The sequence below is a fragment of the Trichococcus sp. genome (assembly GCF_049589555.1).
In the GTDB taxonomy this organism is placed as follows: Bacteria; Bacillota; Bacilli; order Lactobacillales; family Aerococcaceae; genus Trichococcus.
This window is the reverse complement of record NZ_JBAWAZ010000065.1, coordinates 1-3109: the sequence shown is the minus strand read 5'-3', so window position 1 is coordinate 3109 and position 3109 is coordinate 1. Positions and strand designations below refer to the sequence as shown.

General features: G+C 48.1%; 4 protein-coding genes and 2 other annotated features. Of the genes, 2 read left to right on the top strand and 2 right to left on the bottom strand.

Features of this window, described 5'->3' with window-relative positions:
• On the top strand, nt 1–232 hold a 232-nt coding region (locus tag WBV27_RS03255; RefSeq protein ID WP_424199371.1), incomplete at its 5' end, for a hypothetical protein.
• A 179-nt stretch (nt 233–411) separates the two neighbouring features.
• On the opposite strand, the gene WBV27_RS03250 is transcribed toward WBV27_RS03255, so the two are convergent.
• Nucleotides 412–600: a 2-hydroxymuconate tautomerase gene (locus WBV27_RS03250; RefSeq protein WP_086943757.1), complete on the bottom strand. Its 189-nt coding sequence runs from the start codon at nt 598–600 to the stop codon at nt 412–414.
• A gap of 72 nt (nt 601–672) precedes the next feature.
• Nucleotides 673–1830, bottom strand: a complete 1158-nt coding sequence (locus WBV27_RS03245; protein WP_424199368.1) for an aminotransferase class I/II-fold pyridoxal phosphate-dependent enzyme — start codon at nt 1828–1830, stop codon at nt 673–675.
• Nucleotides 1831–2093: 263 nt separating this feature from the next.
• Nucleotides 2094–2361: a binding site (T-box leader), on the top strand.
• A 56-nt stretch (nt 2362–2417) separates the two neighbouring features.
• Nucleotides 2418–2668, top strand: a binding site (T-box leader).
• A gap of 55 nt (nt 2669–2723) precedes the next feature.
• On the opposite strand from WBV27_RS03245, the gene WBV27_RS03240 reads away from it, so the two are divergent.
• Nucleotides 2724–3109: ATP-binding cassette domain-containing protein (locus tag WBV27_RS03240; RefSeq protein ID WP_424199366.1), on the top strand; the 386-nt coding region annotated here is incomplete at its 3' end.

The window sequence follows — 3109 nt, the reverse complement described above, 5'->3', positions numbered from 1 at the left end:
AAAATCCTGGTGGCTCACAATCGGCATATGCAGCGGTCTCTTGTTTATTTCCAGCAACTGCATGGAATCCACGCAACATTGGACTTTCCTTGGCATCGATGCCTTGAATCTGATCGTGCTGGCCTTGTTTATTCAGATCCTTCCGCCAAGTTTGGGGCTGGCTTTGAATGTCGTTGTCCTCTTGGCAATCCTCCTGCTTCTCTATGTCAAAAGTACTTTTCACGAAAAATAGCTGCTTTTGTATTCAGTGTTTCTGGTCGCAAGCTTGCCTGTTCTGTGAAAGGGGGCCCCACCTATGTATTGGATCCGTCTGATCATCGGCGATATTTGGTTTCTATAGCAAATCGATTACGAAAAAAATAAGCCAAGGTTGGGTTTTTCATTCCCGCCTTGGCTTATTTGATGGAATCCTTAAGCTTTTTCGCCTATGAATTCTCCATTTTTGGTCAAATGTTGTTTCGAAATCTCATTCAGGATCACGTGCACGCTTTCCTTCGATACGTTGGCATTTTTTACAACGGCATCCACGACATCGCGCATCAATCCTTGTTTCTGCTCGTCGGTTCTGCCTTCCAGCAATTCGATGTGAACATATGGCATTTCAATTCCCTCTTTTCGCTTTATGGTTTCAACTCAGGTCCATTTTATCAATGTTTGGATTGGATTGCACCTCTATTTGGAGGCGATGTAGGTCTTCAGGCGTTCAGCCGCCTCGGCGACCATATCCGTGCTCAGCGCGTAGCTCATGCGGACATAACCTTCTCCGCCTGGTCCGAAGATCGAGCCCGGCAGCATGCCCACTTTGGCGTTCATGCCGATTTCGCGGCAGAAGGCCTTATCGTCCGTACCGAACTTCGCCGGAATCTTCGCAAAAGCATAGAAGGCCCCTTTCAGCGCGGGAACCTCAAAGCCGGCTTCCTGCAAAGCGGGAACGAGGATGTTTCTTCTTTTTTCATATTCGGAACGCATCTTTTCGACATCCGGCGCGCTGTTGCGGAACGCCTCCTCGGCCGCACGGTTGGAAACCGTTACGCCGGTCGTCACCAACTGCTGATGGGCCAAGAACAAGGTCTTCATCCATTTCGCATCCGCGGCAAGCACACCGACGCGCCAGCCTGTCATCGCAAAGGCTTTCGAAGCACCTTGGAACAAAATCGTGCGGTCGCGCAGCAGGGTCGCGATCGAAGTATGCTTTTCCCCGTAGGTGATTTCGCTGTAGATTTCATCGCTCAGCACAAAGATGTCGTACTGCTTGATTGCGTCGGCCAAAGCCGTCAGTTCTTCTTTTGTATAGGTAGCGCCTGTCGGATTGCTCGGATAGTTCAAAAAGATCGCTTTGACATTTTTGTTTTCGGCCATCGTCTTGTGCAGCAGCTCCGGTGTCATCAAAAAGCCGGTGTCGGAAGTGTCAACGAGGATGCACTCGCCGCGGTTCAGTTCCACTGCATAACTGTATAATGGAAAGAACGGCGATGGGATGATGACCTGATCGCCCGGGTTCAACAAGCCGAAAGCCGCGGCGAATAGCCCTTCAGTGGCACCCACCGTCATCACGATTTCCGTTTCGGAATCGTAGTGCAGATCATATTGCTTTTCCAGGAATTCGCTGACTGCTTTACGGACGCCGATTTCGCCGGAAGTGTGCGCATAATGGGACGCATTGTCTTCGATTGCCTTGATGGCGGCTTGCTTGACGTTTTCGGGCATATCAAAATCCGGTTCCCCGATCGTCATCGGAATGCAGCCTTCCACGCTGCGGAAAAGTTCATCAAATTCGCGGATTTGCGAAGGTTTGATGCGGGAAAATAGTTCATTCGTTGTCAAAGCCATGTAGTACATCCTCCATCCAAGTGTGCATCACCGCCAGAACCCCCTCGGCGCATGCTTTTTTATAGGGTCATATCCTTTTTCTCACATAATTTTAATATTAATCAGAATACGACTATTCCGTCCATAAGTCAAGCGTACCAGGGTATCGTCCAATTCAAGAGAGCGTTTTCTCTTCCGCAAAATGAGAAAACCCGAAAAAATTCTGTTTCTTTTTAATCTTATCTGTTGACAAAGAAAGCGGGATTGGGTATATTAATCACATCAAAAACACAGCGAAGAGAAGAGTAAATCATTCCACTCCTTCATTAGAGAGCTTGGTCAGGTGAAAGCAAGCAAGGAAGTGTTGGTTGAAGATGGTCTCAGAGTGGCTTGTCCGAAGAGTAACTTCTTAAGACAGGACGGGAACGCCCGTTACAGTGTCTCAGTATGACTTGCAGCAATTTGCAGGCGCACTGGCTAAGGCGGATGCAGCGATGCTTTCGTGAACTAAGGTGGTAACACGAGATCGAACTTTGACCTCTCGTCCTTATCTTGCGCATAGAATATGCAGCAGATAAGGCGAGAGTTTTTTGATTTTATGATAAAATGTAAACGCAAGGAAGAGGAAAGTAAAAACCGCAACGTATCACAGCGAGCCTGGATGGATGAGAACAGGCATACGGAACGGTTTTGAAGATGGCCTCGGAGCGGGAAGGATGAGCTGCACAAGCCGTAAGTCCTTCAAGGGAGCACCCTTTATCGTGCACGAGTGAAGCAAGCCTTCACTCATGGAGGAATCCTGCCGTGAGGGGGATTCGAACAAAGGTGGTAACACGAAGCGTCCGCATTCGTCCTTAACGTCATATTTTTTTGATGTAGGATGGATGCTTTTTTTATTAGAGGAGGAAAGATACATGATCAGTCTACAGGATATCTCAGTGACTTTTAAAACTGACAAAAACAAAGCCATCCATGCCGTACAGCATGTTTCCCTGGAAGTCGATAAAGGCGACGTCTACGGCATCGTCGGATACAGCGGCGCCGGCAAAAGTACATTAGTAAGGACCATCAATCTTCTGCAGCGTCCGACCGAAGGAAAAGTCATCGTGAGCGGAAAAGACATGATGGCATTGAACGACAAAGACTTGCGCGAGTCTCGCAAAAAAATCGGGATGATTTTCCAGCATTTCAACCTGATGCGCTCCCGCACCATTCACGACAACGTCGCATTTCCCTTGAAGAATTCTTCCTTAAGTAAACAGGAAATCCACGACAAGGTAACGGAACTTCTTTCATTAGT